The sequence below is a fragment of the Streptomyces sp. NPDC000594 genome (genome assembly GCF_040299965.1).
Classification (GTDB): domain Bacteria; phylum Actinomycetota; class Actinomycetes; order Streptomycetales; family Streptomycetaceae; genus Streptomyces.
On the sequence record NZ_JBEPCY010000029.1, the window covers coordinates 36,079 to 61,521 of the forward strand.

At 70.0% G+C, this 25,443-nt stretch carries 25 protein-coding genes; 22 read left to right on the forward strand and 3 right to left on the reverse strand.

The genetic code is table 11. The features are described from left to right. The first annotated feature begins 30 nt into the window (after positions 1-30). From ABT354_RS29080 to ABT354_RS29100, 5 genes are all read left to right on the forward strand, one after another. Positions 31-699 (forward strand): UbiX family flavin prenyltransferase, encoded by a 669-nt coding sequence (locus ABT354_RS29080; protein WP_351499259.1) that lies wholly within the window; start codon positions 31-33, stop codon positions 697-699. 156 nt (positions 700-855) lie between these two features. Next, a complete protein-coding gene (locus tag ABT354_RS29085) occupies positions 856-1,311 on the forward strand; it encodes an Lrp/AsnC family transcriptional regulator (RefSeq protein ID WP_351499261.1) in 456 nt (151 codons plus the stop codon). Between the two features lie 90 nt (positions 1,312-1,401). Then, positions 1,402-2,565: an aminofutalosine synthase MqnE gene (gene mqnE, locus ABT354_RS29090; RefSeq protein WP_351499145.1), complete on the forward strand. Its 1,164-nt coding sequence runs from the start codon at positions 1,402-1,404 to the stop codon at positions 2,563-2,565. A gap of 127 nt (positions 2,566-2,692) precedes the next feature. Beyond that, positions 2,693-2,974: a DUF4229 domain-containing protein gene (locus ABT354_RS29095; RefSeq protein WP_351499148.1), complete on the forward strand. Its 282-nt coding sequence runs from the start codon at positions 2,693-2,695 to the stop codon at positions 2,972-2,974. A gap of 453 nt (positions 2,975-3,427) precedes the next feature. Continuing rightward, positions 3,428-4,771 (forward strand): dicarboxylate/amino acid:cation symporter, encoded by a 1,344-nt coding sequence (locus tag ABT354_RS29100; protein ID WP_351499150.1) that lies wholly within the window; start codon positions 3,428-3,430, stop codon positions 4,769-4,771. Between the two features lie 254 nt (positions 4,772-5,025). Here the strand turns inward: ABT354_RS29100 and ABT354_RS29105 are convergent, their stop codons facing one another. Continuing rightward, the gene (locus tag ABT354_RS29105) at positions 5,026-5,229 is read right to left on the reverse strand and encodes a cold-shock protein (protein ID WP_003956183.1); all 204 of its coding nucleotides are present in this window, start codon (positions 5,227-5,229) and stop codon (positions 5,026-5,028) included. A gap of 371 nt (positions 5,230-5,600) precedes the next feature. Here ABT354_RS29105 and ABT354_RS29110 point away from each other — a divergent pair, with 371 nt between their 5' ends. The 4 genes from ABT354_RS29110 to ABT354_RS29125 all read left to right on the forward strand — a co-directional run bounded on the left by ABT354_RS29110 (position 5,601) and on the right by ABT354_RS29125 (position 9,210). Further along, positions 5,601-6,482 (forward strand): menaquinone biosynthetic enzyme MqnA/MqnD family protein, encoded by an 882-nt coding sequence (locus ABT354_RS29110; RefSeq protein WP_351499152.1) that lies wholly within the window; start codon positions 5,601-5,603, stop codon positions 6,480-6,482. Between the two features lie 134 nt (positions 6,483-6,616). Continuing rightward, positions 6,617-7,816, forward strand: coding sequence for a cyclic dehypoxanthinyl futalosine synthase (gene mqnC / locus ABT354_RS29115; protein WP_351499154.1), 1,200 nt, complete (start codon positions 6,617-6,619; stop codon positions 7,814-7,816). A 30-nt stretch (positions 7,817-7,846) separates the two neighbouring features. Next, positions 7,847-8,473, forward strand: coding sequence for an imidazolonepropionase-like domain-containing protein (locus ABT354_RS29120; protein ID WP_351499157.1), 627 nt, complete (start codon positions 7,847-7,849; stop codon positions 8,471-8,473). A gap of 44 nt (positions 8,474-8,517) precedes the next feature. Beyond that, positions 8,518-9,210 (forward strand): demethylmenaquinone methyltransferase, encoded by a 693-nt coding sequence (locus ABT354_RS29125; RefSeq protein ID WP_351499159.1) that lies wholly within the window; start codon positions 8,518-8,520, stop codon positions 9,208-9,210. A gap of 120 nt (positions 9,211-9,330) precedes the next feature. Here ABT354_RS29125 and ABT354_RS29130 read toward each other — a convergent pair whose 3' ends face one another. Beyond that, positions 9,331-9,837, reverse strand: coding sequence for a GNAT family N-acetyltransferase (locus ABT354_RS29130; RefSeq protein WP_351499161.1), 507 nt, complete (start codon positions 9,835-9,837; stop codon positions 9,331-9,333). A 105-nt stretch (positions 9,838-9,942) separates the two neighbouring features. On the opposite strand from ABT354_RS29130, the gene ABT354_RS29135 reads away from it, so the two are divergent. Together ABT354_RS29135 and ABT354_RS29140 are read left to right on the forward strand one after the other, a co-directional pair. Further along, positions 9,943-11,229, forward strand: coding sequence for a geranylgeranyl reductase family protein (locus ABT354_RS29135; RefSeq protein ID WP_351499163.1), 1,287 nt, complete (start codon positions 9,943-9,945; stop codon positions 11,227-11,229). 493 nt (positions 11,230-11,722) lie between these two features. Further along, positions 11,723-12,694, forward strand: a complete 972-nt coding sequence (locus ABT354_RS29140; RefSeq protein WP_351499165.1) for a YobF C-terminal domain-containing protein — start codon at positions 11,723-11,725, stop codon at positions 12,692-12,694. A gap of 105 nt (positions 12,695-12,799) precedes the next feature. Here ABT354_RS29140 and ABT354_RS29145 read toward each other — a convergent pair whose 3' ends face one another. Then, complete coding sequence (locus tag ABT354_RS29145; protein WP_351499167.1) at positions 12,800-13,672, reverse strand: C40 family peptidase; 873 nt, start codon at positions 13,670-13,672, stop codon at positions 12,800-12,802. Positions 13,673-14,416: 744 nt separating this feature from the next. On the opposite strand from ABT354_RS29145, the gene ABT354_RS29150 reads away from it, so the two are divergent. From ABT354_RS29150 to nuoK, 11 genes are all read left to right on the forward strand, one after another. Next, on the forward strand, positions 14,417-14,776 hold the full coding sequence (locus ABT354_RS29150; protein ID WP_003956195.1) for an NADH-quinone oxidoreductase subunit A: 360 nt from the start codon (positions 14,417-14,419) through the stop codon (positions 14,774-14,776). Between the two features lie 21 nt (positions 14,777-14,797). Then, positions 14,798-15,352, forward strand: a complete 555-nt coding sequence (locus tag ABT354_RS29155; RefSeq protein ID WP_351499170.1) for a NuoB/complex I 20 kDa subunit family protein — start codon at positions 14,798-14,800, stop codon at positions 15,350-15,352. A gap of 91 nt (positions 15,353-15,443) precedes the next feature. Continuing rightward, a complete protein-coding gene (locus ABT354_RS29160; protein ID WP_351499172.1) occupies positions 15,444-16,172 on the forward strand; it encodes an NADH-quinone oxidoreductase subunit C in 729 nt (242 codons plus the stop codon). After that, positions 16,172-17,533 (forward strand): NADH-quinone oxidoreductase subunit D, encoded by a 1,362-nt coding sequence (locus ABT354_RS29165; protein WP_351499174.1) that lies wholly within the window; start codon positions 16,172-16,174, stop codon positions 17,531-17,533. Before ABT354_RS29160 ends, ABT354_RS29165 begins: the two co-directional genes overlap by 1 nt. A gap of 35 nt (positions 17,534-17,568) precedes the next feature. Next, complete coding sequence (gene nuoE / locus ABT354_RS29170) at positions 17,569-18,378, forward strand: NADH-quinone oxidoreductase subunit NuoE (RefSeq protein ID WP_502983521.1); 810 nt, start codon at positions 17,569-17,571, stop codon at positions 18,376-18,378. Beyond that, positions 18,378-19,754, forward strand: coding sequence for an NADH-quinone oxidoreductase subunit NuoF (gene nuoF / locus ABT354_RS29175; RefSeq protein WP_351499178.1), 1,377 nt, complete (start codon positions 18,378-18,380; stop codon positions 19,752-19,754). The genes nuoE and nuoF overlap by 1 nt, the downstream gene beginning before the upstream one ends. Then, positions 19,751-22,255: an NADH-quinone oxidoreductase subunit G gene (locus ABT354_RS29180; RefSeq protein ID WP_351499180.1), complete on the forward strand. Its 2,505-nt coding sequence runs from the start codon at positions 19,751-19,753 to the stop codon at positions 22,253-22,255. The genes nuoF and ABT354_RS29180 overlap by 4 nt, the downstream gene beginning before the upstream one ends. After that, on the forward strand, positions 22,252-23,643 hold the full coding sequence (gene nuoH, locus ABT354_RS29185; protein WP_351499182.1) for an NADH-quinone oxidoreductase subunit NuoH: 1,392 nt from the start codon (positions 22,252-22,254) through the stop codon (positions 23,641-23,643). Before ABT354_RS29180 ends, nuoH begins: the two co-directional genes overlap by 4 nt. Further along, a complete protein-coding gene (gene nuoI, locus ABT354_RS29190; protein WP_351499184.1) occupies positions 23,636-24,223 on the forward strand; it encodes an NADH-quinone oxidoreductase subunit NuoI in 588 nt (195 codons plus the stop codon). Before nuoH ends, nuoI begins: the two co-directional genes overlap by 8 nt. Further along, positions 24,220-25,146 (forward strand): NADH-quinone oxidoreductase subunit J, encoded by a 927-nt coding sequence (locus tag ABT354_RS29195; RefSeq protein WP_351499186.1) that lies wholly within the window; start codon positions 24,220-24,222, stop codon positions 25,144-25,146. Before nuoI ends, ABT354_RS29195 begins: the two co-directional genes overlap by 4 nt. Beyond that, on the forward strand, positions 25,143-25,442 hold the full coding sequence (nuoK, locus tag ABT354_RS29200) for an NADH-quinone oxidoreductase subunit NuoK (RefSeq protein ID WP_351499188.1): 300 nt from the start codon (positions 25,143-25,145) through the stop codon (positions 25,440-25,442). The genes ABT354_RS29195 and nuoK overlap by 4 nt, the downstream gene beginning before the upstream one ends. Position 25,443 lies beyond the last annotated feature (1 nt).

Sequence of the window (25,443 nt, forward strand, 5' to 3'; positions counted from 1 at the left end):
GGATAGGCTCGTTGTGTGGAGTCAGCAGAAGTGAACCCCCGCCGGCCGTGGATCGTCGGAGTCTCCGGCGCGTCCGGTACGCCCTATGCCGCCGCCGTGCTGCGCGGGCTGCTCGACGCGGGGGAGAGCGTCGACCTGGTGGTGTCGAGAGCCTCCCGGCTGACCCTGCTCGACGAGACGGGGATCTCCTTCCGGGACGCCCGCTGGCAGGACGATCTGCGGGAGTGGCTGGGACGGGGCGCCGACGGCAAGCCGGGCACCTTCACGGTGGATCTGTCGGGGGTGCGGTACTGGTCCGCCGGGGATCTGGCGGCCGGGCCGTCGTCCGGGTCGTACCCCGCGAAGGGCATGCTGATCGTGCCCGCGTCGACCGCCTCCGTCGCCGGTGTCGCCCTCGGGCTCTCCAAGGACCTGCTCCAGCGGGTGGCGAGCGTCACCCTCAAGGAGCGGCGCCCGCTGGTCGTCGCCGTCCGGGAGACCCCGCTGAACGGGCAGACCCTCGCCCATCTCGTCACGCTGGACGCGGCCGGGGCCGTGGTGCTCCCCGCCTCCCCGGCCTTCTACGCGGGGGCCACCCATATCCAGGATCTGGTGGACTTCGTCGCCGGGCGGGTGCTGGACGCGGTCGGGGTGCCGCACCGGCTCTACCGGCGCTGGGAGGGCGAGCTGGGGGCCTCCCGTACCGACGCCCCCGACTGACCCGTACACCCCCCGACCGGTTCGTACGGCCCCCCACCGACCCGTACCGCGCGATCCGGTACCGCATGACCCGCACCACCCGCACGATCCGCACGACCCGAGGGGCCCCCGCCCCCGTACGCCTCAGGTTCAGCAACTATGGAAGGCTCCAGGCACATGGACGCGGTGGACAGACAGCTCATCCAGGCCCTCCGGGAGAACGGCAGGGCCTCCTACGCCGAGCTGGGACGGCTCGTCGGGCTCTCCGGCCCCAGTGTCACGGACCGGATCAACCGCCTGGAGTCGGCGGGAGTCATCACCGGCTACCGCGCCACCGTCGACGCCGCATCGCTCGGGCTCGGGGTCACCGCCCTGATCGGGATCTCCCTCTCGGACGCCGCCGACCACGAGGACGTGGCCCGTCGGCTGCGCGATCTGGAGGAGATCGAGGACTGCTGGTTCATCGCGGGCGACGACTCGTACATGCTCAAGGTGCGGGTGAGCGATGTCGACGGGCTGGAGAAGACCATCCGCCGGCTGAGCGGCACCCGGGGGGTCTCCCGGACCCGTACCACCATCGTTCTCTCCACCAAGTGGGAGAACCGCGTCGGCGAACTGCCCGGCCAGGGCTGAGTCCACCCCGGGGGGCGTCCCGCCCGCCGAGGGGCGGGCGGGTACCGTGGGTGGAGCCCGATTTTGGCGAAGGACATGGGAGGCGGGCGCATGGACGCTGGGCTCAAGCGCGAGCTGGAGGCGAAGGTCAGGGCCGGGGAGCGGCTGAGCCGTGAGGACGGCATCGCCCTCTACGACTCGGACGACCTGGCCTGGCTCGGCGGACTCGCCCATGAGGTGCGGACCCGCAAGAACGGCGATGTCGTGCACTTCAACGTCAACCGCCACCTCAATATGACCAATGTGTGCACCGCGTCGTGCGCCTACTGCTCGTTCCAGCGCAAGCCGGGCGAGAAGGACGCGTACACCATGCGCATCGAGGAGGCGGTCCGCCTCGCCAAGGCGATGGAGAGCGAGAACCTCACCGAGCTGCACATCGTCAACGGGCTCCACCCCAACCTCCCGTGGCGGTACTACCCCCGTTCGCTCAGCGAGCTGAAGAAGGCGCTGCCGCATGTCTCGCTGAAGGCGTTCACCGCCACCGAGATCCACCACTTCGAGACGATCTCGGGCCTCTCCGCGTCGGACATCCTGGACGAGCTGATCGAGGCGGGCCTCGAATCGCTCACCGGCGGCGGCGCGGAGATCTTCGACTGGGAGGTGCGGCAGCACATCGTCGACCACCGCACCCACTGGGAGGACTGGTCGCGCATCCACCGGCTGGCGCACAGCAAGGGCCTCAAGACCCCGAGCACCATGCTGTACGGGCATATCGAGGAGCCCCGCCACCGGGTGGACCATGTGCTGCGGCTGCGGGAACTCCAGGACGAGACCGGTGGCTTCCAGGTCTTCATCCCCCTGCGCTACCAGCACGACTTCGTGGACATGAAGGACGGCAAGATCCGTAACCGCCTTCAGGCACGCACCACGATGGCGACGGGTGCCGAGGCGCTGAAGACCTTCGCGGTCTCCCGGCTGCTCTTCGACAACGTTCCGCATGTCAAGGTCTTCTGGGTGATGCACGGCGTCCAGACCGCGCAGCTCGCCCTCCAGCACGGCGCCGACGACATGGACGGCTCGGTGGTCGAGTACAAGATCACCCACGATGCCGACAACTACGGCACGCCCAACAAGCTCACCCGCGACGATCTGCTGGATCTGATCCGGGACGCCGGTTTCCGCCCGGTGGAGCGGAACACCCGGTACGAGATCATCCGCGAGTACCCCGGCCCGGACGCCGACCGCCGTGAGTCGCCCCAGCCCATGCGGGTCTGAGCCCGGCCGGGGGCCGTACCGGACCCCCGTACTGATCGATTCCGTCCCGTGTTTCACTGGTTCGGTACGGTCTGCCGTCCCGCGAGATCGTCCTCACCCGAGCTGTGAAGAGAGTAGGCACCCCCCGATGGCCACCAAGTCGAGCGCCGCGCTCAAGTACACCGGCATGCGCCTGGGCATCTTCGCCGGCTGCTTCCTGCTGGTGGCCGTCCTGGTCCAGGTCGGCGCGCTGCCCAAGGGACTCGGTGACTCGAACTTCGTCTGGGTCGTGCTGCTGGCGCTGGTGATCTCCGCGCCGCTCAGCTTCGTCCTGCTGCGCAAGCAGCGCGACGCGATGTCCGAGCAGGTGGCGAACAGGGTGAGCCGGGCGAAGGACCGCCTGGAGTCCAGCCGTAACCAGGAGGACTGACCGGGTCCCGCCTGCCCGGGTCCCGCTCTCCGGGTCCCGGCCTCGCTTCTTCGGCCCCCGGCCGCCGTGATCGGCGCCGGGGGCTTTGTCATGTCCGGCGCCAGCCCCTCGGTCGCCCCCCACGCCGTTCCCCGGGCGGGAAGCGGGGAACACCCCGGCATGCCCCGTTCTTCCCCGGGCGTCGCGTGGTGAAGATCCCAAAGGGGGCCTTTGAGGTCCTCAAAGTTCAAGTGTTAATGTACTGGACATGAAGTCAGCAGCGCGCACCCTCGATGCCCCGGGCACCCCGCTCGTGGTGCGCCTGCACATCGACCTCTGTCGCTGTATGTCCGCGGTCTGTCGCCGCCTGTCCTGACCGACCGGCCCCGACCGACCTGCGGCCGTGCCCCCGCGTGCACGGGCACCGCACCCCCCGCTCTCCCCCTCCCCTTAAGCCGCCACTGGAGTGTGTCCGTGTCCGCGAACACCGCGTCGACCACGACCGGAAGCCCCTCGGGCTCCGGATTCCGAATACCCAAGATCCCCTTCTGGGCACAGATCGTCCTCGGCCTGGTGCTGGGTGCGGCGCTCGGCTGGCTCGCCCGGGGCCAGGACATCGGCTGGCTCAAGGAGACCCTGAGCCAGATCGGCGGCATCTTCGTCCGGCTGCTGAAGCTGGCCGTGGCCCCCCTCGTCTTCTTCGCGATCCTGGTGTCGATCACCAACCTCCGCAAGGTCAACAACGCCGCCCGGCTGGCCGGCCGCACCCTGCTCTGGTTCCTGATCACCTCGCTGATCGCGGTGGGCATCGGCCTCACCATCGGTCTGCTCACCAACCCGGGCCAGGGCACCGGCCTCACCCCCAAGGACGGCAAGCTCCCCGAGGTCGAGGGCTCCTGGATCGACTTCCTGACCGGGATCGTCCCCACCGATGTGATCACCCCGTTCACCGAGCTGAACGTCCTCCAGATCGTCTTCCTCGCCGCCGTCGCCGGTGTCGCCGCGCTCGCCCTCGGTGACAAGGCCAAGCCGATCCTCAGCCTGAGCGAGTCCGTCCTCGAACTCCTCCAGAAGGCCCTGTGGTGGGTGATCCGGCTCGCCCCGCTGGGCACGGTCGGCCTCATCGGCTCCGCCGTCGCCAGCTACGGCTGGAACCTGATCAGCAAGTACGCCACCTTCACCGCCGATGTCTACATCGGCTGCGCCCTGGTGCTCTTCGGTGTCTACCCGCTGCTGCTGGCGACCGCCGCCAAGGTCAACCCGGTGCACTTCTACCGGGGCGCCTGGCCCGCGATCCAGCTGGCCTTCGTCTCCCGCTCCTCGGTCGGCACCATGCCGGTCACCCAGCGGGTCACCGAGCGGCTGGGTGTGCCGAAGGAGTACGCCTCCTTCGCGGTGCCCTTCGGCGCCACCACCAAGATGGACGGCTGCGCCGCGATCTACCCGGCGCTGGCGGCGATCTTCATCGCCCAGATCTTCGATGTGCAGCTGGGCATCCAGGAGTATCTGCTGATCGCCTTTGTCTCGGTGATCGGCTCGGCGGCCACCGCCGGTCTGACCGGTGCGACGGTGATGCTCACGCTGACCCTGTCCACGCTGGGCCTCCCGCTGGAGGGCGTGGGTCTGCTGATGGCCATCGACCCGATCATCGACATGGCCCGTACCGCCACCAATGTGGCCGGCCAGGCGCTGGTCCCGGTCATCGTCGCGGCCCGGGAGAAGATCCTGGACCACGACGCGTACACCAACGCCACCTCCTCGCCGATCGACGAGGAGCAGCCCGCCCCCGTCGGTGACCGGGTGCCCGCGGTCGCCTGACCCTCCTCAGGGACCTGCGACTCCGGGACCCGAGGCGGGACCCCCGAGGCCCCTGTTCCCCGCGCCGTACAGCGCGGGGAACAGGGGCCTCGGGCCTTTCCCGGGGAATGGGTGACGGCCTCCCGGGCGGCAAGGGCAAAGAATAGGTAAAAGCCCGGCGGGGAGGTTTCCCGGGAAAGGGCAGGAGCCCCGTCCCTGGAAGGGGCGGGGCTCCTTGGTACTGCTAAGTCGATGCGATCGGTCGACCTGGCCGATTAGGCCGGGGAGACGTTCTCCGCCTGCGGGCCCTTGGGGCCCTGAGTGACGTCGAAGTTCACGACCTGGTTCTCCTCGAGGGAGCGGAAGCCGGTCGCGTTGATCGCGGAGTAGTGGACGAAGACATCCGGGCCGCCGCCGTCCTGGGCGATGAAGCCGAAGCCCTTTTCAGCGTTGAACCACTTGACGGTTCCGGTAGCCATAAGCCCTCCTTGGGCCAAAGGGTTGCCCTGCTCCAGAACCTGCAAACAAGTCTGAAAACTACAAAAGCCTGCGGGTCACATGCTCCGCAGGCTCTGTACTGCAAGGGAAACCAAACTGCAACTTGCGTCGAGCGTAGCATGCAGGGTGTTGGCAGCGGTAGAGGCAAAGATCACTTCACCCGGACGCCTGAAACCTGCGTCCGGATGCTGACAAGTGGCCGCTCAGAGGCGTCGCGCCCGCACCGGGGAGTGAAGGCGGAGACGGGGCGGGGGAGGCCCGGGAGAAGCCTGGGAGGGATGCGGCGTCCGCGCCACGCCGGGCGCGCCGCCCCGGCGTCCGGTGGGCGGCCGGGGAGGTCTAGCCTCGCGTTGTGGACAGTCTCGGAGAAATCGCAGCAACCGGCCCGCGACGCAGCAGGCCCCGGGTCGGGCATATCCAGTTCCTCAACTGTCTCCCCCTCTACTGGGGGCTGGCCCGTACGGGCACCCTGCTCGATCTGGAGCTGACGAAGGACACCCCGGAGAAGCTCAGCGAGCGGCTGGTCCGGGGTGATCTCGATATCGGGCCGATCACGCTCGTTGAATTCCTGCGCAATGCCGATCAGCTCGTCGCCTTTCCCGATCTCGCGGTCGGCTGCGACGGGCCGGTGATGTCCTGCGTGATCGTCTCGCAGCTCCCCCTGGAGAAACTCGACGGTGCCCGGGTCGCCCTGGGTTCCACTTCCCGTACATCGGTCCGCCTCGCCCAGCTGTTGCTGGCCGAGCGGTACCGGGTGGAGCCCCGTTACTTCAGCTGTCCACCCGATCTCGGCGTGATGATGCAGGAAGCGGACGCCGCCGTTCTGATCGGTGACACCGCACTCCGCGCGGCGCTCCACGACGCGCCCCGGCTCGGTCTCCAGGTCCACGACCTCGGCCGGATGTGGAAGGAGTGGACCGGGCTGCCCTTCGTCTTCGCGGTGTGGGCGGCGCGCAAGGAGTATCTGGCCCGGGAGGAGGGGCTCGTCCACGATGTGCACACGGCGTTCCTCGCCTCGCGCGATCTCTCGCTGGCCGGGGTCGGCAAGGTCGCCGAGCAGGCGGCGCGCTGGGAGAGCTTCGACGCGGAACTGCTGGAGCGGTACTTCCGGACCCTTGACTTCCGCTTCGGTGCCGAGCAGCTGGCGGGGGTGCGGGAGTTCGCCCGCCTCACCGGCCCCACGACCGGCTTCCCGGCGGATGTCCGGGTCGAACTGCTGCCCACCCGGGGCTGACACCCGTCCCGGGCCGGCGGGATCCCTACCGGCCCGAGGGCTCCGGCCCGGCCTGGCGTAGGCTGGATCCGCCCGCAGCGCCGCCGATGACCATGCGTCGGAGCCCCGTCGAAACCGCGAAAAGGTGACACCCGGTGACCGAGAAGGCCGACCTTCAGTCCGTGCTGGACCGCGCCGCCGCAGGAGGCCGGATCACTCCGGAAGAGGCACTCGACCTCTACCGCTCCGCTCCCCTCCACGCCCTCGGCAGCGCCGCCGACGCCGTCCGCCGCCGCCGTTACGCGGGGACCGAGCACATCGCGACGTACATCATCGAGCGCAACATCAACTACACCAATGTGTGCGTCACGGCCTGCAAGTTCTGTGCCTTCTACGCCCCGCCCAAGGACACCCGCAAGGGCTGGACCCGCGACCTCGACGACATCCTGCGCCGCTGCGCGGAGACCGTCGAGCTGGGCGGCACCCAGATCATGTTCCAGGGCGGCCACCACCCCGACTACGGCGTGGAGTACTACGAGGAGCACTTCTCGGCGATCAAGAAGGCCTTCCCCCAGCTGGTGATCCACTCGCTGGGCGCCTCCGAGATCGACCACATGGCCCGGATCTCCGGGGTCTCCGCCGAGGAGGCCATCCGCCGGATCAACACCGCCGGGCTCGACTCCTTCGCGGGCGCCGGCGCCGAGCTGCTGCCCGCCCGCCCCCGCAAGGCCATCGCCCCGCTCAAGGAGTCCGGCGAGCGCTGGCTGGAGATCATGGAGATCGCCCATGGCCTCGGCGTGGAGTCCACCTCCACCATGCTGATGGGCACCGGCGAGACCAACGCCGAGCGGATCGAGCATCTGCGGATGATCCGCGACGTCCAGGACCGGACCGGGGGCTTCCGGGCCTTTATCCCGTACACGTACCAGCCCGAGAACAACCACCTCAAGGGCCGCACCCAGGCGACGCTCTTCGAGTACCTCCGGATGATCGCCATCGCCCGGCTCTTCCTCGACAATGTCGCCCATATCCAGGGCTCCTGGCTGACCACCGGCAAGGAGGTCGGCCAGCTCTCCCTCCACTACGGCGCGGACGACCTCGGCTCGATCATGCTGGAGGAGAATGTCGTCTCCTCGGCGGGGGCCAAGCACCGCTCCAACCGCCAGGAGATCATCGACCTGATCCGCGCGGCGGGCCGGGTCCCCGCGCAGCGGGCCACCACCTATGAGCACATCGTCGTCCACGAGGACCCGGCCGACGACCCCGTCGACGAGCGGGTGGTCTCGCACATCTCCTCCACCGCGATCGAGGGCGGCACCGCCCACCCCGAGCTGAAGCTCCTCGACGCCCGCTGACGGCCGGGGTCCGCCGGAAGAGAGGCCCTCGTGCTCACCCTGCACGCCGCCGACGCCCTGCTCACCGGGGAGGGCGTCGTCCGCCGTGGCCGGTATGCCGTCCTGGTCTCCGGTGGGGGGATCCACGCCCTCGGACCGTACGAGGAGCTGACCGCCGCCCACCCCGGCGTCCGCGAGCGGTACTGGCCCGGTCTGCTGGCCCCGGGGCTCTGGCACACCGGGGCCGGGGCACTCCTGGAGGCCGCCTACCACCCCGACCCCCGGGAGGCGGACCGGCTCGGCACCGAGCCGCTGACCGGGCCCGCGCTCGCCGCGCTGGAGCTGGACGCGACCGGCTGGGGCGGCAGCGCCCGGCGCGGCACCCAGCGGCTGCTGGCCCAGGGCGTCACCACCGTCTCCGGCCCCTTCCACCGGCCCTCCGTGCGCACCGCGGTCGACCGCTCCGGGCTGCGGACCCGGACCGCGCCCCCGGACGCCCCGCCGCTGCTGCCCGCCGGGCAGCTCGTCCCCGGCGCCCCCGCCGACTTCGCGGTCTTCGACGCCGCCGGGTCCCGCGGCGGGCCTCCCGCGGGGCCGCTCGGCACCGACCGTCTCGTCCGGGACCATGTCTGCGTCGCCACCGTGCTGGGCGGCCGGCTGGTCCACCGCCGCCGCTGACCCGCGCCGGGGCCCCGCCGGAGCGCCCTGCTTGAATGGGCCGCGTGAACCGAGCCTCCCTGGACAAGCAGCCGCACGCCGTCGCCGCGATGTTCGACGATGTCGCGAAGAACTACGACCTCACCAACGATGTGCTCTCGCTCGGCCAGGACCGCAGATGGCGCCGGGAGGTCACCAGGGCGGTCGACCCGCGCCCGGGGCAGAAGGTCCTGGACCTCGCCGCCGGCACCGGCACCTCCTCGCTGCCGTTCGCCCGCGCCGGGGCCTATGTGGTCCCCTGCGACTTCTCGCTCGGCATGCTCCGCGTCGGCAAGGAGCGCGAGCCGTGGTTGCCGCTGACCGCGGGCGACGCCACCCGGCTCCCCTTCCGCGACGATGTCTTCGACGCGGTCACCATCTCGTTCGGGCTGCGCAATGTGCGGGACACCGAGGGGGCCCTGCGGGAGATGCTGCGGGTCACCCGGCCCGGCGGGCGGATCGTGGTCTGCGAGTTCTCCCACCCCACCTGGGCGCCCTTCCGGACGGTGTACGAGGAGTATCTGATGCGGGCGCTGCCGCCGGTCGCGCGCGCCGTCTCCTCCAACCCGGACGCGTATGTGTATCTCGCCGAGTCCATCCAGGACTGGCCGGACCAGGCCGAGTTGGCCGGGATCCTCCAGAGCGCCGGCTGGTCCCGGGTGGCCTGGCGCGACCTCTCCGGCGGCATCGTGGCGCTGCACCGGGGCACCAAGCCGTAACGCCACGGGAGCACACCGGGGTCCCTGAGCCCCAAGGACCCAGGACCCAGGACCAAGGACCAAGGACCCAGGGCCCCGGGGCCCGCTGGTTCGCGCCGGGCCCCGGGAGCGGGGGCCGGGCTACAGCGTCAGCCGGAAGCAGAGCGCCGTCCGGCCCCCGGACACCTCATAACTCTCCGCCCGCTCCATCCCCAGCCGCTGGGTCACCGCTATGGAGCGGTCGTTGCGCGCGTCCACCATCGCCACGACCTCTCTCGGACCGGCCTCCCGTACCCGCTCCACGGTGGTACGGGCCGCGGCGCTGGCATACCCCTTCCCCCAGGCGGACCTCGTCAGCCGCCAGCCGATCTCGATCTCACCGACCGGCCCGTACTCCGTGCGCGGCCAGGGCTGCGCACCGGCGAAACCGATGACCGAGTCCGCGTCGTCCAGCAGGGTCCACAGGCAGAAGCCCAGCTCCGCGTCGTGGCGCCGCTGCCGTGCCGTCAACTCCTCGTACACGGACAACTCGGCGGAGCGTCCCCCGAAGAATTCCATGACCTCGGGGTCGTCGAAGGCCCGGTGCCAGGCGAGGGCATCCTCGTCGGTGGGCACACGGAGCCGTACGGCGGGAAGGAGCCTGCTCATGGAAGGGAGCCCTTCGATCGGTGATCAGTACGCACCCATAGACTGCACCTGTTCCAGTGCCATCACGCACGTTTTATCGAGTTGTCGAGTCTCCGGAGGAACACCGTGTCCGAGCCGCTCTCCGAACACACCGCCGATGTGATCGTCGTCGGGGCGGGGCCGGCCGGTTCCACCGCCGCGTACTACCTCGCCAAGGCGGGACTGGATGTCCTGCTGCTGGAGAAGACCGCCTTCCCGCGCGAGAAGGTCTGCGGTGACGGCCTCACCCCGCGCGCCACCAAACAGCTGGTGGCCATGGGTATCGATGTCTCCGAGGAGGCGGGCTGGCTGCGGAACAAGGGCCTCCGCATCATCGGCGGCGGGATGCGGCTCCAGCTGGACTGGCCGGAGCTGGCCTCGTACCCGGACTACGGACTGGTCCGCAAGCGGGACGACTTCGATGACCAGCTGGCCCAGCAGGCGCAGAAGGCCGGAGCCCGGCTGTACGAGCGCTGCAATGTCCAGGGGCCCGTTCTGGACGACCGCACCGGCCGGATCGTCGGGGTGGAGGCGAAGCTCGGCGAGGAGAAGACCCCCGTCACCTTCCACGCCCCGCTGGTCGTCGCGGCCGACGGCAATTCCTCCCGAATCTCCCTGGCGATGGGGCTGCACCGCCGTGAGGACCGCCCGATGGGAGTGGCGGTACGGACCTACTTCACCTCGCCCCGCCACGACGACGACTATCTGGAGTCCTGGCTGGAGCTGTGGGACCGCCGGGGCCCCGGCCCGGACCGGCTGCTGCCCGGCTACGGCTGGATCTTCGGCATGGGTGACGGCACCTCCAACGTCGGCCTCGGCGTCCTCAACACCACCACCGCCTTCAAGGAGCTGGACTGGCGTGAGGTCCTCAAGGCGTGGTGCGCCTCCATGCCCGAGGAGTGGGGATACACCGAGGAGAACATGACCGGCCCGATCCGGGGTGCGGCGCTGCCGATGGCCTTCAACCGGCAGCCGCACTACACCCGGGGGCTGCTCCTCATCGGTGACGCCGGTGGCCTGGTCAACCCGTTCAACGGGGAGGGCATCGCGTACGCCATGGAGTCCGCGCAGATCGCGGCCGATGTCATCGTCCAGGCCCATGCCCGCGCCACTCCGGCCCACCGCGAACTGGCGCTCCAGCGCTACCCGAAGGTCCTCAAGGACACCTACGGCGGTTACTACACGCTGGGCCGCGCCTTTGTGAAGCTGATCGGCAACCCGAAGGTGATGAAGCTGGCGGCCGATCGGGGTCTGTCCCATCCGCTGTTGATGCGCTTCACTCTGAAGATGCTGGCCAATCTCACCGACCCGACGGGCGGTGACGCGATGGACCGCATCATCAACGGCCTCTCCCGGGTGGCCCCCAAGGCGTGACCGTGCCGCCGGATCGGCACGGCCCGGTGGAGGCTGTCCCTCCTGTCCCATGTTTGCCGTCCTGACCTGCGGTTTCGCTGTCCGGGACAGAGCAGGACTGTCCCGGACACGATGGCCGTTGCTGTGAGGCGGCTGCCCCCCGCACTCTGGGTCTTGTTCACCGCAGCGGGCGGTGGACAGGACCACTCAACGGGGGAGCCGAAATGGAGCACAACGTTTTCTTCAAGACCGTCACGGGTGACGACGACGGGTCCTGGGACCCGGCCCTCACCGCCTGATCCGACGGTCCTCTGACCATCGGAAATCCTTCAACGGACCGGAGCCCTCGGCTCCGGTCCGTTGTGCTGTACGGGCACGGGCACAGGTGCGGATACGGGTACGGGTACGGGGTGCGCGGGCGGGCGCCGAGGCCGGGTGCGGTGGCTTGACCTTGTCACGGGGGCAGGGCCTGAAGTGGCGCCCGTACCCAGCCACCTCAGGGAAAGGCCCCGCCATGAGCACCCCCGCGTATCCGCCGACGGCCTATATCGGCTCCGGCCCCTACTGCTACAGCAACGCGCTGGCGATGACGGCCGGCGTGGCACCGGCGGTGGAGGTGCCCGACCCCTGGGTGATCGAGACCCTGACCGGATCGCCGTTCGGCGTTCAGCTGATCGGGGGCACCCTGCCGTTCTTCGACCCGTACGGCTGGGACCCGGAACAGGGCCTGGACGCCGCCGTGGAGCTGCTCGGACTGGGCTGCGAGCGCACCGCGGGCGGCACCCCCGGACAGGCGCTGGACCGGCTCCGCGCGGCCCTCGCCCGGGGCCCGGTGCTGGTGGGCCCCGTCGACATGGGGCTGCTGCTCCATCAGCCGGGCACCCCGGCCGCCGATTTCGGCGACCACTACGCGGTGGTGCTGGAGGCCACCGCCACCACCGTGCTGCTGCACGACCCGGAGGGCTTTCCGTACGCCACCCTGCCCGTCGACGCCTTCGAGGCCGCCTGGCGGGCCGAGGCGGTCGACTACGGCCCCGAACCGTATGTCCTGCGGACGGGGTTCGTCCGTGCGCGGGAGGTGCCGGTACGGGAGGCCCTGCGCCGTTCGCTGCCCCGGGCGCTGGACTGGCTCGCGGGCCGGGGCGGCACGGCCCCGGTGCCGCCGGGCACCCTCGGTGGCGCCGAGGCGGTCCTCGCCCTGGCCGAACTGGCCGCCGTGGGCCTCGCACCGGGGACGAGGAGGCTGCTGCGGGAGTTCGGGGTACGGGTCGGCGCCCGGCGGCTGGCCGACGCGGCCCGCGCCCTCGCCCTGCTCGGTCTGGAGACCGCCGCGACCGCCGCCGCCGGGCAGGCCCGTGCCCTGGGTGCCCTTCAGGAGCCCCTCTCCCGGGGCGACGACGCCGCCCTGGCCGCCGCCCTCCACCGGCTGGCGCCCGGCTACGAGCGGCTCCACGGGGCCCTCGCCGCCGCCCTCGGGAGCCGGTGAGCCCCCGGGAGTCCCGGAACCCCTGGGGGCCGTACATGCCAAAGGGGCCGACGGGAGATTCCCGTCGGCCCCTCGGGCCGGTCGGCCGGTCGGCCCGCGGTGTGCTCAGAGCACGCGCACCGCGCCCGTCGCCGGGTAACCGGAGAGATCCTGGATGACGACGCCCTTGGCGGGGTTCGCCGCGTCGAGGTACTTGCCGTCACCGATGTAGACACCGGTGTGGTACGCGCTGCCGGCGGCGCCCCAGTAAAGGATGTCGCCCACCTGGAGGTTGGAGGTGCCGACCTGGGTACCGGCGGTCGACTGCTCCTGCGAGATGCGCGGCAGCTGGATGTTCACCTGGCGGAACGCGGCCTGGACCAGGCTGGAGCAGTCCCAGGAGTTGGGGCCGGTGGCACCCATCACATAGGCGTCGCCGACCTGCGCCTTGAGGAAGGCGATGACGGTGGCGACCGAGCCGGAGGCCTGGTTGGAGCTGCTCGGCGCGGAGGTGGAACCACCGGTGGCGGACGAGGAGGAGCCCGTCGACGCCTGGGTGGTGAGGTCGGTGCGCTCGGCGGTACGGGAGGCGCGCTCCCGCTCGCGCTCCGCCTCGGCGGCGGCCTTGGCCTCGCGCTCCCGCTTCTCCTCGGCCTTCTTCTCGGCCTCGGCCAGCCGGATCGCCTCGGCCTTGGCCTTCTTGGCGGTCTTGGCGGCGGTCTCGGCCGCCGCGTCCTCCTGCGCCTGCACCTCCTGGTCGAAGGCGACCTGCTGCTGGGCGTGGGCGGTCTCCTCGACGGCGAGGGCGAGACCGGCGGTGGGGGAGAGGACGGGCATCTCGATGGTCTCGGTCACCGGCTCGGCGTGTGCCGTTCCGGCGGTACCGGCCACGGCGATGGTGCCGAGGACGCCACCGGCGACTCCGGCACGGAGCGCCATGGCGGAAGCGCTGGGGCGGCGGGGCTTCCGGTGGCTGGGTATCTGAGCGGTGTGGGACATGGGGACAACCGCTATCAGCCACGGCAGGTTCCCGACAACCTTCGTGGGTTGCGCCACAGTTACGATCGGAATTATTTAATCCGCTTTCCTGGGGCCTTTATTGACGCCACAACGGGCAATACGGACACCGGTGATCATGGTCGTGATCACGGACTTTCAGAAAAAAGTCCGAATTGCCATCGCCCTACCACCGGCTCGGGTCGTTGGCCAAGCTCGGTTCTTGGTGCGACGGATGGACGTGGCGCAGGTCACATTTCGATGCGGCGACATCTCGCGGACGGTGTCCGGAAGATAACGGAGCGATGCGGCACGGTGGGTGACGGCGCATGCCCCCGCTGTGTCCGTACGGGATTCCCCGCTCCCGCCCCCGGTGCCCCCTCCCGGAAGTAAGGCAAGGCTTACTATCACCCATTCGCGTTCCATGCCAATTTGCCTGAACGGGCCTCCGCTTGATAGTGGGAAACCGCTTCGACCAGCGGAAACGCCGGAAGATGTCACCGCTGGTGATCAACTGGGCGCTTCACGTATGAAGATCACCCCTCATCCGTGTTCATGATCCTTCGACGGGTGGTGGAGATCACAAGAGTGGTTACCGACCCCGTGTCGCAGATCACAGACCGCCGGGCATAGGATGCGGGGCACGCGGGCTTGTGAACTGCCTCACATGAACACGATCTTCGTGGCGGAGCGGCAGACGCCCGGTGCGGTCCACTCGGTCAAGGACGACTGGAAGGAGCGAAGAGGGTGAATGCCTACGCACCCATCCTTGTGCTCGGAGCCCTGGGGGCAGGGTTTGCGATCTTCTCCGTGGTCATGGCCACGCTGATCGGACCCAAGCGGTACAACCGGGCGAAGCTCGAAGCGTACGAGTGCGGCATCGAGCCCACCCCCACGCCCGCCGGAGGCGGTCGCTTCCCCATCAAGTACTACCTGACGGCGATGCTCTTCATCGTCTTCGACATCGAAATCGTCTTCCTCTATCCCTGGGCCGTCAGCTTTGACGCCCTGGGGCTTTTCGGGCTCGTCGAGATGCTGCTCTTCGTGCTCACCGTCTTCGTCGCCTATGCGTATGTATGGCGGCGCGGCGGCCTGGAATGGGACTGAGGCTGAAGGGCTGAGAGACCAATGGGACTCGAAGAGAAGCTGCCGAGCGGCTTTCTGCTGACCACTGTGGAACAGGCCGCGGGATGGGTGCGCAAGGCGTCGGTCTTCCCGGCCACCTTCGGACTGGCCTGCTGTGCCATCGAGATGATGACCACCGGCGCCGGCCGCTACGACCTGGCCCGCTTCGGTATGGAGGTCTTCCGGGGCTCCCCCCGCCAGGCCGATCTGATGATCGTCGCCGGCCGGGTCAGCCAGAAGATGGCCCCCGTACTGCGCCAGGTCTACGACCAGATGCCCAACCCCAAGTGGGTCATCTCCATGGGCGTCTGCGCCTCCTCCGGCGGCATGTTCAACAACTACGCGATCGTCCAGGGCGTCGACCACATCGTCCCCGTGGACATCTATCTGCCGGGCTGCCCGCCCCGCCCCGAGATGCTGATGGACGCGATCCTCAAGCTCCACCAGAAGATCCAGTCCACCAAGCTCGGCGTCAACGCGGAGGAGGCCGCCCGGGAGGCGGAGGAAGCGGCGCTCAAGGCCCTGCCGCTGATCGAGATGAAGGGTCTGCTCCGGTGAGCGAGGCATCCCCGCCCACCGGCCGGCGGACGAAGCACCGGGCCGCACCCCCGAGCCGCACCGGCCGGGACGCGACCCCCGAGGAGGGGCGATGACGGACCAGCCGAACCCCGAGAAGGAACTCAGCGAGCAGAACCTCCCCGGCATGCGCGGTGAGCACGGCGAGGAGATCCGCGTCCAGCGCGGCATGTTCGGCGCCAACAACGGCGGCGACACCTCCGGCTACGGCGGACTCGTCCGCTCCGTACGCCTGCCGGGCCCGGCCACCCGCCCCTACGGCGGCTGGTTCGACGAGGTCGCCGATGAGCTGGAGGGCGCCCTGGAGGAACAGGGCCTCGTCCCCGAGCACGCCATCGCGCAGACCGTGGTCGACCGGGGGGAGCTGACCTTCCATATCGAACGGGAGCATCTGCTCCAGGTCGCCCGCACCCTGCGCGACGACCCCGCGCTCCGCTTCGAACTGTGCACCGGCGTCAGCGGGGTCCACTACCCCGACGACAAGGGCCGCGAGCTGCACGCCGTCTACCATCTGCGCTCGCTCACCCACGGCCGGCTGATCCGGGTCGAGGTCACCGCCCCCGACGCCGATCCGCATGTCCCGTCGCTGGTCCCGGTCTATCCCACCAACGACTGGCACGAGCGCGAGACCTATGACTTCTTCGGTCTGGTCTTCGACGGCCACCCCGCCCTCACCCGGATCATGATGCCGGACGACTGGCAGGGCTTCCCGCAGCGCAAGGACTATCCGCTCGGCGGTATCGCCGTCGAGTACAAGGGCGCCCAGATCCCGGCTCCGGACCAGCGGAGGTCGTACAGCTGATGTCCACTTCCCACGCCGAGTCCCGCACCGGCGCTCCCGACGAGGCCTCCCGGGCGCAGGCCCGCGAGACCACCGAGGGCACCGTCTACACCGTCACCGGCGGCGACTGGGACGAGATCGCCCGCAGCGCCGTACGCGCCGACGACGAGCGCATCGTCGTCAACATGGGTCCCCAGCACCCCTCCACCCATGGAGTGCTCCGGCTCATCCTGGAGATCGACGGCGAGACCGTCACCGAGGCCCGCTGCGGCATCGGCTATCTCCACACCGGGATCGAGAAGAACCTCGAATTCCGGAACTGGACCCAGGGCACCACCTTTGTGACGCGCATGGACTACCTCACCCCCTTCTTCAACGAGGCCGCCTACTGCCTCGCCGTGGAGAAGCTCCTGGGCATCGAGGACCAGATCCCGGACCGTGCCTCCGTCATCCGGGTCCTGCTGATGGAGCTGAACCGGATCTCCTCGCATCTGGTGTGCATCGCCACCGGCGGCATGGAGCTGGGCGCCACCACGATCATGATCTACGGCTTCCGCGACCGCGAGCTGGTCCTGGACCTCTTCGAGCTGATCACCGGATTGCGGATGAACCACGCCTTCATCCGGCCCGGCGGCCTCGCCCAGGACCTCCCCGCCGGGACCGTGGACCGGCTGCGCGAGTTCGTGAAGACCATGAAGAAGAACCTGCCGGAGTACGACAAACTCGCCACCGGCAACCCCATCTTCAAGGCCCGCATGCAGGGCATCGGCCATCTCGACCTCACCGGCTGCATGGCCCTCGGCGCCACCGGGCCCATCCTCCGCGCCGCCGGACTCCCGCACGATCTGCGCAAGACCGATCCGTACTGCGGCTACGAGACCTATGACTTCGAGGTCCCCACCGCCGACACCTGCGACTCCTACGGCCGCTTCCTCATCCGCCTGGAGGAGATGCGCCAGTCGCTGCGGATCGTGGAGCAGTGCATCGACCGGCTGGCCCCCGGCCCGGTCATGGTCGCCGACAAGAAGATCGCCTGGCCCGCCCAGCTCGCCCTCGGCCCCGACGGTCTCGGCAACTCCCTCGACCACATCAGGAAGATCATGGGCACCTCCATGGAGGCCCTGATCCACCACTTCAAGCTGGTCACCGAGGGCTTCCGGGTCCCCGCCGGACAGGCCTATGTGGCGGTCGAGTCACCCAAGGGCGAACTCGGCGCGCATGTGGTCTCCGACGGCGGCACCCGCCCCTACCGGGTCCACTTCCGGGACCCCTCCTTCACCAATCTCCAGAGCATGGCGGCGATGTGCGAGGGCGGCCAGGTCGCCGATGTCATCGTCGCCGTCGCGTCCATCGACCCCGTGATGGGAGGCGTCGACCGGTGACGGCCCAGTCGTCCAATCAGGAAGTGGCGCTCGGGATGCCCCAGCTCCCCGCCCCCGACTACCCGGCCGAGGTACGCGCCGGGCTGGAGGCGGACGCCAAGGAGATCATCTCCCGCTACCCCGACTCCCGCTCCGCCCTGCTGCCCCTGCTCCATCTCGTCCAGGCGGAGGAGGGTTTCGTCTCCCGCACCGGGATGCGCTTCTGCGCCGAGGTGCTCGACCTCACCACCGCCGAGGTCACGGCCGTCGCCACCTTCTACTCCATGTACCGGCGCCGGCCCTCCGGCGACTACCAGGTCGGCGTCTGCACCAACACCCTCTGCGCGGTCATGGGCGGTGACGCCATCTACGCCGAGCTGAAGGACCACCTCGGCGTCGGCGACCAGGGGACCACCGACGACGGCAAGGTCACCCTGGAGCACATCGAGTGCAACGCGGCCTGCGACTTCGCCCCCGTGGTGATGGTGAACTGGGAGTTCTTCGACAACCAGACCCCGCAGTCCGCTCGCTCCCTCGTGGACGACCTGCGCGCCGGACGCCCCGTCGAACCCACCCGCGGCGCCCCCCTGTGCACCTTCCGGGAGACCGCGCGGATCCTCGCCGGATTCCCCGACGAACGCCCCGGAGCCGTCGCCGCCACCGGCGGCGCGGGCCCGGCCTCCCTGGTCGGACTCCGCCTCGCCAAGGGCGAGAGCCCCGCCCGGGTGGTCGCCCCCCGGGGCGAGGCCCCCGAGGCCCCGCCGCAGCCCGGCTCCGAGCACCTCAGCTCCCATGACGCACCGCAGCCCACAGCCGACTCCGACCCCGGCCACCCGTCCGGACCGGTTACCGAGGAGGGGGAGTGATGACCTTGTCCACCGAACAGGACGGCACCGCCCGTCCCCCGGCCGACGGCGACACCAGCGCCGAGAAACTGCTCTCCCCGGTCCTCTCCGCCTTCTGGGACGCCGAGGACTCCTGGACCCTGACGACCTATCGGCGCCACGACGGCTACCAGGGACTCCGCAAGGCCCTGGAGATGTCGCCCGACGACCTCATCGCCTATGTCAAGGACTCCGGGCTGCGCGGCCGCGGCGGCGCCGGCTTCCCCACCGGGATGAAGTGGCAGTTCATCCCCCAGGGAGACGGCAAACCCCACTATCTAGTTGTCAACGCCGACGAGTCGGAGCCCGGGACCTGCAAGGACATCCCGCTCCTCTTCGCCAACCCGCATTCCCTCATCGAGGGGATGATCATCGCCTGCTGGGCGATCCGCTCGAACCATGCCTTCATCTATCTGCGCGGCGAGGTCGTCCCCGTCCTCCGCCGCCTCCATGAGGCGGTACGCGAGGCCTACGAAGCCGGCTACCTCGGCAGGAACATCCTCGGCAGCGGACTCGACCTCGACATCACGGTGCACGCGGGCGCGGGCGCGTACATCTGCGGTGAGGAGACCGCACTGCTCGACTCGCTCGAAGGACGCCGCGGCCAGCCCCGGCTGCGACCCCCCTTCCCCGCGGTCGCCGGTCTGTACGCGTGCCCCACTGTGGTGAACAACGTCGAATCCATCGCCTCGGTTCCCGCCATCCTCCACCGGGGCAAGGAATGGTTCCGCTCCCTCGGCACCGAGAAGTCCCCCGGCTTCACCCTCTACTCCCTCAGCGGCCATGTCGCCGGCCCCGGACAGTACGAGGCACCCCTCGGGATCACCCTCCGCCAGCTCCTCGACATGAGCGGCGGCATGCGCCCCGGCCACCGGCTCAAGTTCTGGACCCCCGGCGGCTCCTCCACCCCGCTGCTCACCGAGGAACACCTCGACGTCCCCCTCGACTACGAGGGCGTCGGAGCCGCCGGATCGATGCTCGGTACCAAGGCGCTCCAGTGCTTCGACGAGACCACCTGCGTCGTCCGCGCCGTCACCCGCTGGACCGAGTTCTACGCCCATGAGTCCTGCGGCAAGTGCACCCCCTGCCGCGAGGGCACCTACTGGCTGGTCCAGCTGCTGCGGGACATCGAGGACGGCAAGGGCGTCCTCTCCGACCTCGACAAGCTCAACGACATCGCCGACAACATCAACGGCAAGTCCTTCTGCGCCCTCGGCGACGGCGCCGCGTCCCCCATCTTCTCCTCCCTGAAGTACTTCCGCGCGGAGTACGAGGAGCACATCAACGGCGCCGGGTGCCCCTTCGACCCGGCCAGGTCCACCGCTTGGGCCGATCACCGCACGGAGGTGACCGCATGACCGTGACCACCAGCGCCCCCTCCGGGGGCGGCGCGGCCCAGCCGCCCGAGGACCTGGTCACGCTGACCATCGACGGAGCCGAGATCAGCGTCCCCAAGGGGACGCTCGTCATCCGCGCCGCCGAACTCCTCGGCATCGAGATCCCGCGCTTCTGCGACCACCCCCTCCTCGACCCCGCCGGCGCCTGCCGCCAGTGCATCGTCGAGGTCGAGGGCCAGCGCAAGCCGATGGCCTCCTGCACCATCACCTGCACCGACGGCATGGTCGTCCGCTCCCAGCTCACCTCGCCCACCGCCGAGAAGGCGCAGAAGGGCGTGATGGAGCTGCTGCTGATCAACCATCCGCTCGACTGTCCGGTCTGCGACAAGGGCGGCGAATGCCCCCTCCAGAACCAGGCCATGTCCCACGGCGACGCCGAATCCCGCTTCGAGGGACGCAAGCGCACCTACGAGAAGCCCGTACCGATCTCCACCCAGGTCCTGCTCGACCGCGAGCGCTGTGTGCTCTGCGCCCGCTGCACCCGCTTCTCCAACCAGATCGCGGGCGACCCGATGATCGAACTGATCGAACGGGGCGCCCTCCAGCAGGTCGGCACCGGCGAGGGCGACCCCTTCGCCTCCTACTTCTCCGGCAACACCATCCAGATCTGCCCGGTGGGCGCGCTGACCTCCGCCGCCTACCGCTTCCGCTCCCGCCCCTTCGACCTGGTCTCCTCGCCCAGCGTCTGCGAACACTGCTCCAGCGGCTGCGCCACCCGTACCGACCACCGCAGGGGCAAGGTCATGCGGCGGCTCGCCGCCGACGACCCCGAGGTCAACGAGGAGTGGATCTGCGACAAGGGGCGGTTCGGCTTCCGCTACGCCCAGGGCCGCGACCGGATCGCCACTCCGCTGGTGCGCGACGCCGATGGCGCGCTCCAGCCCGCGAGCTGGCCCGAGGCGCTGGAGCGGGCGGCGGCCGGGCTGATCGCCGCCCGGGGCCGGACCGGAGTCCTCACCGGCGGCCGGCTCACCGTCGAGGACGCCTACGCCTACGCCAAGTTCGCCCGCGCCGCCCTGGACACCAACGACATCGACTTCCGCGCCCGGGTCCACTCCGCCGAGGAGGCCGACTTCCTCGCCTCCCGGGTCGCCGGAAAGGGCCGCGACCTCGACGGTACGGGCGTCACCTACGCCTCCCTGGAGAAGGCGCCCGCCGTCCTGCTCGTCGGCTTCGAGGCCGAGGAGGAGGCCGCCGGGGTCTTCCTGCGGCTGCGCAAGGCCCACCGCCGGCACGGCCAGCGCACCTACGCCCTGGCCAGCCACGCCACCCGGGGTCTCACCAAGGCGGGCGGCACCCTGCTGCCCGCCGCGCCCGGCACCGAGCCCGAGTGGCTGGACGCCCTCAGCGGACGGATCGGCCTCGACGGCCCCGGAGCCGAGGCCGCCGAGGCGCTGCGGGCCGAGGGCGCCGTCATCGTCGTCGGCGAACGCCTCGCCGGGGTGGACGGCGGACTCACCGCCGCCGTCCGCGCCGCCACCGCCACCGGCGCCCGCCTGGTGTGGATCCCGCGCCGGGCCGGTGAACGCGGCGCCGTCGAGGCGGGCGCGCTCCCCGCCCTGCTGCCCGGCGGCCGGCCCGCCACCGACCCCCGCGCCCGGGAGGAGGTCGCCGAGATCTGGCGGCTGCGCGACCTCCCGCACCGCTACGGACGGGACACCGGCGCCATCGTGGAGGCCGCCGCCACCGGCGAACTGGGCGCCCTGCTCGTCGCGGGCGTCGAGATCGCCGATCTGCCCGACCCCGCCCGCGCCCGCGAGGCCCTGGCCGCCACCGGCTTCCTGGTCTCGCTGGAACTCGCGCACAGCGAGGTCACTGCCCACGCCGACGTAGTGCTCCCGGTGGCCGCCGTCGCCGAGAAGTCCGGCACCTTCCTCAACTGGGAGGGCAGGGCACGGCTCTTCGAGGCCGCGCTCAAGCCCGAGCAGATGACCCGCCGGCTCGCCCCCGGGGACACCCGGGTGCTCCATATGCTCGCCGACGCCATGGACGTCCCCCTCGGGCTGCCCGACATCACCGCCGCCCGCCGGGAGCTGGACCGCCTCGGCACCTGGCGCGGCCCCGGCGCCACCGAGCCGCTGGGCACCGCCCGCCCGCTGCCCCGCGCGGGCGAGGGCGAGGCCGTCCTCGCCGGCCACCGCCTCCTCCTCGACCAGGGGCTCCTCCAGCGCGGCGACTCCGCCCTCGCGGGCACCCGGCACGCCGCCGTCGCCCGGCTCTCCGCCGCCACCGCCGCCGAGACCGGCGTCGGTGACGGCACCGGACTCGCCGTCACCGGCCCCGCCGGGACCGTCACCCTGCCGCTGGAGATCACCGACATGCCCGACCGGGTGGTCTGGCTGCCGCTCAACTCCACCGGCGGCGGCGTCCTCTCCGACACCGGTGCCCACCCCGGCGAGCTGGTCCGGATCGCCCCGGCCGACGCGCCGCCCGCCACCGAGGCGCCGGAGGTGCGCGCATGACCCCCCAGGCACCCCCGGTGCTGCTCGCCGCCGAGGACCTCTCCATGTTCGGCAACGACCCCTGGTGGCTGGTGCTCATCAAGGCGGTCTTCTGCTTCGCCTTCCTGATGGTGACCGTGCTCTTCTCCATCGTCTGGGAGCGCAAGGTCGTCGCCTGGATGCAGCTGCGCATCGGCCCCAACCGGCACGGCCCCTGGGGACTGCTCCAGTCGCTCGCCGACGGCGTCAAGCTGATGCTGAAGGAAGACGTCATCGTCAAGCGCGCGGACAAGGTGATCTACATCCTCGCGCCGATCGTCGCCGCCATCCCCGCCTTCATGGCCATCGCGGTCATCCCCTTCGGGCCGGCGGGCAACGAGGTCTCCATCTTCGGCCAGCGCACCGCGATGCAGCTCACCGATCTGCCGATCGCGATGCTCTATGTCCTCGCGGTCGCCTCCATCGGCATCTACGGCATCGTGCTGGCGGGCTGGTCCTCCGGCTCGACCTATCCGCTCCTCGGCGGGCTCCGCTCCTGCGCGCAGATGATCTCGTACGAGATCGCCATGGGCGCCGCCTTCGCCTCCGTCTTCCTCTACTCCGGATCGATGTCCACCTCGGCCATCGTGGAGGCCCAGGCCGACCGCTGGTACATCCTGCTGCTGCCGGTCTCCTTCATCATCTATGTCGTCACCATGGTGGGCGAGACCAACCGCGCCCCCTTCGACATGCCCGAGTCCGAGGGCGACCTCGTCGGCGGCTTCAACACCGAGTACAGCTCGATCAAGTTCGCGCTGTTCATGCTGGCCGAGTACGTCAACATGGTCACCGTCTCCGCCGTCTCGGTCACCCTCTTCCTCGGCGGCTGGCGCGCCCCGTACCCCATCTCCACCTTCTGGGAGGGCGCCAACCACGGCTGGTGGCCGCTGCTCTGGTTCGTCATCAAGGTCCAGCTGCTGCTCTTCTTCTTCATCTGGCTGCGCGGCACCCTCCCCCGGGTCCGCTACGACCAGCTGATGAAACTCGGCTGGAAGGTCCTCATCCCGGTCTCGGTGGTCTGGCTGATGCTCGTCGCCACCGTCCGGGCGCTGCGGAACGAGAACTACGACTTCCAGCAGATCGTGCTCTATGTCGCCGGAGCGGTCATCACCCTGCTGCTCCTCTCCTTCCTGGTGGACCTCTTCCGGGGCAACAAGGAGAAGGCCGAACGGGCCGAGGCCGAGGCCAGGGAGGCGGCGGAGGAGTTCGACCCCATGGCGGGCGGCTACCCCGTACCGCCGCTGCCCGGTCAGAGCCTTCCACCGGTGCCGCGCAGGCGCCCCCGCAGGGAGCGCGAGCTGATTGTCAGTGGTGGACCCGACACTCTCAGTGAGGGAACTCGCGAAGGAAAGGAGGCTGACGGTGTCTGAGAAACCGGAGGAGTCGTTCCAGAACCCGGTCGCGGGCTTCGGCGTGACCTTCAAGGCCATGTTCAAGAAGCGGCTGACCGAGCAGTACCCGGAGCAGGAGAAGGTCACAGCGCCGCGCTTCCACGGCCGGCACCAGCTCAACCGCCACCCGGACGGGCTGGAGAAGTGCGTCGGCTGCGAGCTGTGCGCCTGGGCCTGCCCGGCGGACGCCATCTATGTGGAGGGCGCGGACAACACCGACGAGGAGCGCTACTCCCCGGGTGAGCGGTACGGCCGCGTCTACCAGATCAACTACGCCCGCTGCATCCTCTGCGGGCTCTGCATCGAGGCGTGCCCCACCCGGGCGCTGACGATGACCAATGAGTTCGAGCTGGCCGACAGCTCCCGCGAGAACCTCATCTACACCAAGGAGCAGCTGCTCGCCGGGTTGACCGAGGGGATGGTCGACAGCCCGCACGCTCTCTACCCCGGGATGGACGAGGGCGACTACTACCGGGGGGTGGTCACCGAGGCCGCGCCCGGCACGGTCGTCCAGGACGCCACCTCGAAGGGCGAGAAGGGCGAGGAGGTGGACGCATGAACGGCCCGGCGATCACCCTGGCCGCCACGGCCACCTCGACCGGCGAGGCCGTGCAGTTCTGGGTGCTCGGGACCGTCGCCGTGGTGGGAGCGCTCTGTACGATCCTGATGAGGCGGGCCGTGCACAGCGCCCTCTGCCTCGCCGGGACCATGATCATCCTGGCGGTCTTCTATCTCGCCAACGGCGCCTACTTCCTGGGCGTGGTCCAGATCGTCGTCTACACCGGCGCGATCATGATGCTCTTCCTCTTCGTCGTGATGCTCGTCGGTGTCACCGCCGCCGACTCCCTCCAGGAGACGCTGAAGGGCCAGCGCTGGATGGCCGCCCTCTGCGGCCTCGGCTTCGGGGTGCTGCTGATCACCGGCATCGGGAACGCCTCCCTGAAGGAGTTCACCGGGCTGGGCGCGGCCAACAGCGAGCACGGCGGCAATGTCGAGGGCCTCGCCGCCCTGATCTTCACCAAGTATGTCTTCGCCTTCGAGATCACCGGCGCCCTGCTGATCACCGCGGCGGTCGGTGCCATGGTCCTCACCAACCGGGAGCGCACCGAGCGGGCCCGGACCCAGCGCGAGCTGGCCGCCGAGCGGGTCCGCGAGGGAAAGCATCTGCCGCCGCTGCCCGCCCCCGGTGTCTACGCCCGGCACAACGCCGTGGACATCGCGGGTCTGCTGCCCGACGGCACCCCCTCCGAGCTGACCGTCAGCGCGACCCTGCGGGAGCGCGGCCAGATCCGCGATGTCTCCGAGCGGGCGCTGAGTGACCTCAGGGCGCTGGAGCAGCGCTCCGAGGAGCGGCTCGGGCGCGAGGGCCATGGCCCCGACGACCGTAACCCGAGTGACCGTACCCCCCGTGACCGTGAGCCGAGTGACCGTGAGCCGAGCACCGACGACCGGGACCGGGACGACGAGGAGGCCCACCGGTGAGCCCGGTCAACTACCTCTATCTGGCGGCGTTGTTGTTCACGATCGGCGCCACCGGTGTGCTGATCCGGCGCAACGCCATCGTGGTCTTCATGTGTATCGAGCTGATGCTCAATGCCTGCAATCTCGCGCTCGTCGCCTTCTCCCGGATGCACGGCAATCTCGACGGCCAGATCATCGCCTTCTTCACGATGGTCGTCGCCGCCGCCGAGGTCGTGGTGGGGCTCGCGATCATCGTGTCCCTCTTCCGTTCCCGCCACTCGGCCTCGGTCGACGACGCCAGCCTGATGAAGCTGTGAG

Excerpts from the sequence above, each read along its gene's own strand:
- nuoF (WP_351499178.1), top strand. The coding sequence starts at position 18,378 with ATGACCTTGTCCACCGAACAGGACGGCACCGCCCGTCCCCCGGCCGAC.
- ABT354_RS29160 (WP_351499172.1), top strand. The coding sequence starts at position 15,444 with ATGACGGACCAGCCGAACCCCGAGAAGGAACTCAGCGAGCAGAACCTC.
- ABT354_RS29095 (WP_351499148.1), top strand. The coding sequence starts at position 2,693 with ATGGCCACCAAGTCGAGCGCCGCGCTCAAGTACACCGGCATGCGCCTG.
- ABT354_RS29145 (WP_351499167.1), bottom strand. The coding sequence starts at position 13,672 with ATGTCCCACACCGCTCAGATACCCAGCCACCGGAAGCCCCGCCGCCCC.
- ABT354_RS29105 (WP_003956183.1), bottom strand. The coding sequence starts at position 5,229 with ATGGCTACCGGAACCGTCAAGTGGTTCAACGCTGAAAAGGGCTTCGGC.
- nuoH (WP_351499182.1), top strand. The coding sequence starts at position 22,252 with ATGACCCCCCAGGCACCCCCGGTGCTGCTCGCCGCCGAGGACCTCTCC.
- mqnE (WP_351499145.1), top strand. The coding sequence starts at position 1,402 with ATGGACGCTGGGCTCAAGCGCGAGCTGGAGGCGAAGGTCAGGGCCGGG.
- ABT354_RS29140 (WP_351499165.1), top strand. The coding sequence starts at position 11,723 with ATGAGCACCCCCGCGTATCCGCCGACGGCCTATATCGGCTCCGGCCCC.
- ABT354_RS29130 (WP_351499161.1), bottom strand. The coding sequence starts at position 9,837 with ATGAGCAGGCTCCTTCCCGCCGTACGGCTCCGTGTGCCCACCGACGAG.
- ABT354_RS29165 (WP_351499174.1), top strand. The coding sequence starts at position 16,172 with ATGTCCACTTCCCACGCCGAGTCCCGCACCGGCGCTCCCGACGAGGCC.
- ABT354_RS29155 (WP_351499170.1), top strand. The coding sequence starts at position 14,798 with ATGGGACTCGAAGAGAAGCTGCCGAGCGGCTTTCTGCTGACCACTGTG.
- nuoE (WP_502983521.1), top strand. The coding sequence starts at position 17,569 with ATGCCCCAGCTCCCCGCCCCCGACTACCCGGCCGAGGTACGCGCCGGG.
- ABT354_RS29195 (WP_351499186.1), top strand. The coding sequence starts at position 24,220 with ATGAACGGCCCGGCGATCACCCTGGCCGCCACGGCCACCTCGACCGGC.
- ABT354_RS29085 (WP_351499261.1), top strand. The coding sequence starts at position 856 with ATGGACGCGGTGGACAGACAGCTCATCCAGGCCCTCCGGGAGAACGGC.
- ABT354_RS29180 (WP_351499180.1), top strand. The coding sequence starts at position 19,751 with ATGACCGTGACCACCAGCGCCCCCTCCGGGGGCGGCGCGGCCCAGCCG.